At 34.5% G+C, this 6,641-nt stretch carries 6 protein-coding genes; 3 read left to right on the top strand and 3 right to left on the bottom strand.

Annotation, left to right across the window (positions count from 1 at the left end):
- Window positions 1–131: 131 nt before the first annotated feature.
- Genes KA883_RS12775 through KA883_RS12765 form a run of 3 tightly spaced genes read left to right on the top strand, consistent with a single transcriptional unit; the run spans window position 132 to window position 3,500 of the window.
- Window positions 132–1,217 (top strand): tyrosine-type recombinase/integrase, encoded by a 1,086-nt coding sequence (locus KA883_RS12775; protein ID WP_210140007.1) that lies wholly within the window; start codon window positions 132–134, stop codon window positions 1,215–1,217.
- A 2-nt stretch (window positions 1,218–1,219) separates the two neighbouring features.
- The gene (locus KA883_RS12770) at window positions 1,220–3,133 is read left to right on the top strand and encodes a tyrosine-type recombinase/integrase (protein ID WP_029658482.1); all 1,914 of its coding nucleotides are present in this window, start codon (window positions 1,220–1,222) and stop codon (window positions 3,131–3,133) included.
- A 1-nt stretch (window position 3,134) separates the two neighbouring features.
- A complete protein-coding gene (locus tag KA883_RS12765; protein WP_000619629.1) occupies window positions 3,135–3,500 on the top strand; it encodes a DUF6262 family protein in 366 nt (121 codons plus the stop codon).
- Window positions 3,501–3,782: 282 nt separating this feature from the next.
- Here KA883_RS12765 and KA883_RS12760 read toward each other — a convergent pair whose 3' ends face one another.
- The 3 genes from KA883_RS12760 to KA883_RS12750 all read right to left on the bottom strand — a co-directional run bounded on the left by KA883_RS12760 (window position 3,783) and on the right by KA883_RS12750 (window position 6,201).
- Window positions 3,783–4,199, bottom strand: coding sequence for an NAD(P)H-dependent oxidoreductase (locus tag KA883_RS12760; RefSeq protein WP_031883923.1), 417 nt, complete (start codon window positions 4,197–4,199; stop codon window positions 3,783–3,785).
- Between the two features lie 177 nt (window positions 4,200–4,376).
- Window positions 4,377–5,804: a chloramphenicol/florfenicol efflux MFS transporter FexA gene (gene fexA, locus KA883_RS12755; protein ID WP_165624956.1), complete on the bottom strand. Its 1,428-nt coding sequence runs from the start codon at window positions 5,802–5,804 to the stop codon at window positions 4,377–4,379.
- Between the two features lie 253 nt (window positions 5,805–6,057).
- The gene (locus tag KA883_RS12750) at window positions 6,058–6,201 is read right to left on the bottom strand and encodes a hypothetical protein (RefSeq protein ID WP_002360221.1); all 144 of its coding nucleotides are present in this window, start codon (window positions 6,199–6,201) and stop codon (window positions 6,058–6,060) included.
- Window positions 6,202–6,641 lie beyond the last annotated feature (440 nt).

Below are 6,641 nucleotides of genomic sequence, written 5' to 3'. Positions count from 1 at the left end.
TTAAACATAGTATCCTAAACTAGAGTACTCTAAGTACTCGAAGTTTAGGATTTTTTAATTACAGTGCTTTAACTATTAAATATATAAGGGTATTATTAATAGTAGTTAAAGTATTTAAAGGTGGTGGAAAGATGAAGGTTCAGAAAGTAATTGTGGAGGAAAAATCATATCCGTTATACATACTGCTAGATAAAGAATTTGAAGTGATAGAACCGGTTAAGCGATTTATAAAGTACTTGGATAATACGGGCAAAGCTCCAAATACCATTAAAACATATTGTTATCATCTCAAGCTGTTTTATGAATTTATGAGCCAAAGTAGAATCGAATTAGGAGATTTACAATTTGAGGATTTAGCAAACTTTGTAGGATGGTTAAGAAATCCAGCAGGGCATTTAAAGGTAATAGATATACAACCAAAGAAGGCTAAAAGAGAGGAAACATCAGTTAATTCCATACTTAACGCTGTAACTAGTTTCTTAGAGTATTTAAATCGCACAGAAAATTTTAAAGCTATAGATATGTCTAAAGAAGCAAGAGGAAGAAACTTTAAGGGGTTTCTTCACCATATTTCTAAAGGTAGATCCTATAAAAAAAATATTTTAAAGCTTAGGGTCAAAAAGAAACTTGTACAAGTATTAGAACATGGACAAGTCAAAGCAATAATTGAGGCATGTCATACCAAAAGAGATAAGTTACTTATTATGCTTATGTATGAAGGGGGACTTCGGATAGGAGAAGCATTATCCCTTCGTATTGAAGATATTTCAACATGGGATAACCAGATTAACATCAGGCCAAGAGATCATAATGAAAATGGAGCTTATATTAAACTTAAAAAAAAAAGAACTATTGATGTAAGTAAGGAATTAATGGCATTATATACCGATTACTTAGTACATGAATATGGGGAAGATTTAGATCATGATTATATATTTATTAATCTTAAAGATTCTTATTTTGGCCACCCTCTAAAATATCAAAGTGTATTAGACTTAATAAGAAGACTAGGAAAACGGACAGGGATTACTTTCACTGCCCATATATTACGTCATACGCATGCCACAGAGCTTATTAGAAGTGGATGGGATGCTGCATATGTACAAAAAAGATTAGGGCATGCCCATGTACAAACAACACTTGATACGTATGTTCATCTTTCTAATCAAGATATGAAGAATGAATATAAAAAGTATCTTCAAGGGAGAGAAACATGACAATGAAATTTCCAAGTGTAGCAACTAATCGAAAGCTTATCGCTAGTACAGAGATTAATAAAAAAATAGCTAATATGACAAGTGTTTTAAAAGGTTATTGGGCAGCAGATAGATGGGATATAAGAATTTGTCCGCATCCTAGTGCAATTGAGTTAAGTAAGAATCCGTCACTAAGAAATCGTTGGGTAAATTTCGATAAGGTGGAAAATGTCTGGTTGAAAACAGAATTAAAATATTTTTATTACCTTCACTTGAATAATGGAGCTTGGAATGCAAAATCCGTTTGGATTAGAAAGGGAACAGTGATAAGCCGGATGATGGGATTTTTAAATTTAAAATATCCTAATATTACATCGATAACCGAAGTGCCTATAAAAAAAGCTTTGACAGAATACCGGACCTACTTAACAGAACAAAAAGTAAAAACTACGACTACTAATTACAAACTTGATGTAAATCAGCAGAAAGTTACTGTACATGCGAATTCCTATTACGTTACTCATCTTAAGCAGTTTATGGAATTCTATGAGGACTTCTATTTTGATGGGGAAGAATGGGAAAAAGATGTTTGGAATCGAAGAAAATTATCATTACCGGAAGATAAGGTAAACCCAACATCCTACGAATATACGATCAACTTTAAGGGTTTTAAGAATAATTATTTTAAAGAAATAGTTAAGCGATATTGTAAACTAATGTTAAACACAGCTAGCTTTTCTCACGTAGTAGATATAGCTTCAAAATTAAAAGAATTTTTTAATTTCATGAACAAAAATTGTGAAGGTATACAAAGGATTCATCAATTAACTAGAAATGAAATTGAGCAATATTTTAATTATATTAATTTAAAAGGTTTAAAACCCAGTACTGTAACTGGACGAATATCTACTTTAGACGTTTTTTTTACTACAATTCAAAGATATGACTGGAAGGATACACCTTCTAAGATCCTTATCTTTCAAGAAGATTACCCTAAAGTGCCGAAGGCACTACCACGTTATATTGATGAACATATACTTGAACAATTAAATGGGAAATTAGATAAATTGGAACCTTATATTGCTACAATGGTTATGGTACTTCAAGAATGCGGGATGCGTATCAGTGAACTTTGTACATTGAAAAAAGGGAGCGTCATAACCGATAAAGAAGGGGATTGCTTTTTAAAGTATTATCAGTGGAAAATGAAGAAAGAGCATATCATTCCTATTTCTAAAGAAATTGCTGCATTGATATTAGTTCAAGAGCAAAGGGTGGCTGATGAACTCGATGATGGATGTGTATATGTGTTTCCCCGAAAAGATTGCTCACCATTGAAACAAGATACCTTTAGGGTTAAATTAAATGAACTAGCTTATGAAGAAAAGATAACGGACAGCAACGGAGAAATTTTTCGTTTTCATGCTCATGCCTTTCGGCATACAGTTGGCACTAGAATGATAAATAACGGAGTGCCACAACATATTGTCCAGAAGTTCTTGGGTCACGAATCACCGGAAATGACGGCAAGATATGCACATATTTTTGATGAAACCCTAAAGAAGGAATTTACGAAATTTAAGGAAACCTTAGTAACGAATAACGGTAGCATTCTGGATTTAAGTGAGGAAAATACTGAAGCTGACAATACAGATCTTCAATGGTTTAAAAAGAATATCAATGCACAGGCACTTCCTAATGGCTATTGTCGGTTACCAGTAATTGCAGGACCATGTCCTCACGCAAATGCATGTTTAGATTGTACGAATTTCTGTACAAGTAAACAATTTCTTACTGAACATGAAGAGCACTTAGAGCGAACTAAAGAAATACTAAATAGGGCTAAACAAAACCAATGGCAGCGTCAGGTTGAAACCAATGAACGTGTTAAAAATAGATTAGAACAGATTATTCATTCGTTAAAGGAGACGAATTAAAATGATTAGAAAAGGTAACACAACTGCCATAGTTCAGCTAGCTAAAGACAAGTCGGAGAAAACAAGAATTAGGGTTGAAAAGACAATTTCAGAGATGGCATTGAAAGAAGAGAAGATTAATTTTAATTCCGTTGCACAAAAAGCAAATGTTTCAAAGTCATGGCTTTACAAACAAAAAGATATTAGAACTAGAGTGGAGACATTAAGAGGGATGCAGATAAGTGAGTTAACCCCCCGTAAACCTAGTAAAAGCCCTCGTTCAGAGGACGTATTAATAAAAACCTTAAAAAGCCGTATAAAGGCGTTAGAAGAAGAGAATGAACGGTTAAAGGATCAAGTTCAAAAATTACATGGCAAGCTGTTTTAGCAGATTTGTGTTTCTTGGAATTTATTGGGCACTTTGAATTGGCTACCTAAAATGAAATCGCTAAAACCTTCAATAACTTCAATAGCCCATTTCCCTAAATGTGTTAAGGGGAAATGGGCTTTCTTCTAGTATTGTTGGCATGATCGCAGAAGTGTTTTATGCTCTTAAATAATACTTTTTAATATATTGCAAATACTCATTAGCACTTTTCTGTATCTCTTCGCCCTTCATATCCGAATTAGCACCGTAAAGTACAAACTCTGGTACATATTCAGCATGAATCTATGCACATAAAGATTTGAATGGTGTTAACATCTGGGTTAATGTATGCTTGTTTTTACCCATACTTGTAAATTCACCTTTTTTTACGCCAGCTGATATAGCTAATCCTAATTTTCGATTATAAAATATTCTTTTACCCTTTGATCCGTAAGCCCATCCATATATAATCACTTCATCGATCCATTTTTTTAATAATGAAGGAGAACTATACCAATATAATGGAAATTGAAAAATAATATTATCATGATTTTCAACTAATTCCTGCTCTCTTTTTACATTCATAATAAAATCAGGATACTCTCTATAAAGATCATGAATGGTAATTTCGTTTGAATAAGACGCTGCTTTTTCTACCCAAACTTTATTGATTCGAGAATTTGGCATATCTGGGTGAGAAACGATCACCAATGTTTTCATTGTTTCATCCTTAACATACTCAACTTTCGCACCAATAAAACAGTGTACGAAAGTTGAGTTACTTAAAAGTATTCTATTCTAAGAAATTCAAATTTGCGTGATTCCTAAGCTATTTATTTACAGCTTAAACTATAGAAGATGAACTAAACAATAACTAATCTTTACATAACTAAGTTATTACCCACGCTTTTTTAAACCTAATCCAGCTATTAAGGCAATGAGTATTGCCCCTGTAGCTGCAAGGAACGCATCTGAGTAGGACATAGCGTCCAATATATATAATGGATTTATCGGCTCAGTAGCATCACGTCGAGCGGATAATAATGCTCCAATCATACCTGCTCCAGTTCCTGATCCAAGGTACAAAGCACCTTGGAAAATCCCCATTCCGACACCAACCTTGTCTGCATCGAGTGCACTTACTGCGGCGTTATTTGCGGGAGAATTCGTGAATGCAAAAGCAATCCCTACTCCGAGGACCCCCACGGAAACTAACAGAGGTGAAGCACCAGATGCATAGGTGGACAAGAATAAGGTAGACAGCCCCATCAGAGTCATCCCAGTAATTATCAGACGTTTATCCCCAAATCGATCAGAAAGACGGCCAACGAAGGGAGATAAGATTGCAACAGCCACACCACCTGGCAACAATATCATTCCAGCCTGTCCAGAAGAGAGTCCATTCACCTCAACGACTAGTAATGGGACGAACATAAGAACAGCGAAATAAGCAAACATCGAAAAAAATGCAATTATGACCGTATTGACATAATCCTTGTTATTGAACAGGACAGGTGGTACAAATGGATTTTCTGCGGTAACAATTCTCCAAATAAATCCCACCAAAGCTACAACAGAACCAATTAGGCTAGTTAACGATGAGAACGAAGAAAAACCAGAAGTTTCTCCTTGAGTGATGCCAAAAAGGAGTAATCCTACTGTGAGGCCGAGGAATAAACCACCAATGAAATCAAAGTTCTTATTGCTTCCTACGGATTCTGCCGGTTTAATTGTCGGTAACGCGTAGTAGGCACCAATAACAATCATAATGGCTAACAAAAATGTGAACCAAAACAAGGCATTCCACCCTAAATATTGACCAACTACTCCACCAAATATTGGACCAGCAGCAGTTCCAACACCAATACTTCCTGCGATAATTCCCAAAGCTCCCCCACGTTTTCCTTGTGGGAAAACCTTCGAAATTGCAATGACTGATAGAACTGGAATTGCGGACATCCCAGCACCCTGAACCATTCTTCCCAAAACCAACAATGGGAGGTTCGGGGCAATTGCACATAAAAGACTACCACTTGCCAGAATCATAATGGCAAAGATATATAGCTTTCGTAACTCAAAAAAGTCTGAGATTCGACCATAAATCGGAATTCCAATCGCAAGAACAAGTGCAATACCACTAACTATCCAACTCACTTGAGATTTCGAAGCTTCTAAATCTTTGCTTATTAGTGGAAGTACGGGATTGACTGAATCAGCCGTAATTGCACCTACAAGTACAGATAGGGAGAGTACCATCATTAAAAGCCTAGTAGAACCCCTTTTTTCAGATTGAATCATTTCTTTAGATTTACTATCCTTTTTCATTTTATTTCCTCCTAAAATATATTGTGATTTTAGGAGGCTAAATCCACTGCTTTCACCATAAACCTCACCTCATATCTATTTATATTGTAAAACCAAATCAACGAACTCACCATATTTCTACAGCATGATTAAAGATTCGGTTCTCCAAACTAACTGAACTGATCAAACAAAAAAAAGGCACCAGTTTAACAACCGGTGCCTAATCATTCGTATGCATTTTTACAAATGCAATAGATTCATAAATTTTTGCCCATTATATAAAAGGAGGCAAAAAGTTTTCCGGTAGTGTTTCCATTTTTTGTTTTTGTGAAAAAGGACATACTGATCCCGTTGTACCTAAATCCCCTGAAACTTTTACATGCTTTCTAAACTCGACATTAATGAAATCAATTCCCATTACTTTTTGCCTCCTTTCTCATATTGTGATAATAACACAATAATAATTGATGAAAAAGAAATAATCAACCCTACTTTTTTGAAAACCAATTTAAAGCTTTACTACTTTTACTTACATAATAAAGGCAGGTGCAGTATAAACTTTTTTAAATAGGTCTTCTTTAACGAGCAGGTAGCGTCAGTTAAAGTAGATAATTTAAGATCGAAATCATATTATAGATATTCCGAAATTGGGCGTGATTGTTGCAGGTCAAAAGCTTAATTCCTCGATAAAATAAAAAGGAATTAGTTTTTTTATTTGTGGTACATTCTTCTGACCGTAATCAATTGTCATCTAATAATGACATTGTATTTTTTCATTTGATTTAACACGTTAAATATATGTTCTTAAAGTAAAAACATTGATGTTAATGGATTTTTAGTAATTTACTCTTGATAAGA

The organism is Staphylococcus sp. GDY8P54P (genome assembly GCF_017892645.1).
GTDB classification, from domain to species: Bacteria; Bacillota; Bacilli; order Staphylococcales; family Staphylococcaceae; genus Staphylococcus; species Staphylococcus ureilyticus.
This window is presented reverse-complemented; position numbering and strand designations above follow the sequence as displayed.

What these genes read in the sequence shown, in the direction of transcription:
- KA883_RS12775 (WP_210140007.1), top strand. Translation starts at nt 132, where the DNA reads ATGAAGGTTCAGAAAGTAATTGTGGAGGAAAAATCATATCCGTTATAC.
- KA883_RS12770 (WP_029658482.1), top strand. Translation starts at nt 1,220, where the DNA reads ATGAAATTTCCAAGTGTAGCAACTAATCGAAAGCTTATCGCTAGTACA.
- KA883_RS12765 (WP_000619629.1), top strand. Translation starts at nt 3,135, where the DNA reads ATGATTAGAAAAGGTAACACAACTGCCATAGTTCAGCTAGCTAAAGAC.
- KA883_RS12760 (WP_031883923.1), bottom strand. Translation starts at nt 4,199, where the DNA reads ATGAAAACATTGGTGATCGTTTCTCACCCAGATATGCCAAATTCTCGA.
- fexA (WP_165624956.1), bottom strand. Translation starts at nt 5,804, where the DNA reads ATGAAAAAGGATAGTAAATCTAAAGAAATGATTCAATCTGAAAAAAGG.
- KA883_RS12750 (WP_002360221.1), bottom strand. Translation starts at nt 6,201, where the DNA reads ATGGGAATTGATTTCATTAATGTCGAGTTTAGAAAGCATGTAAAAGTT.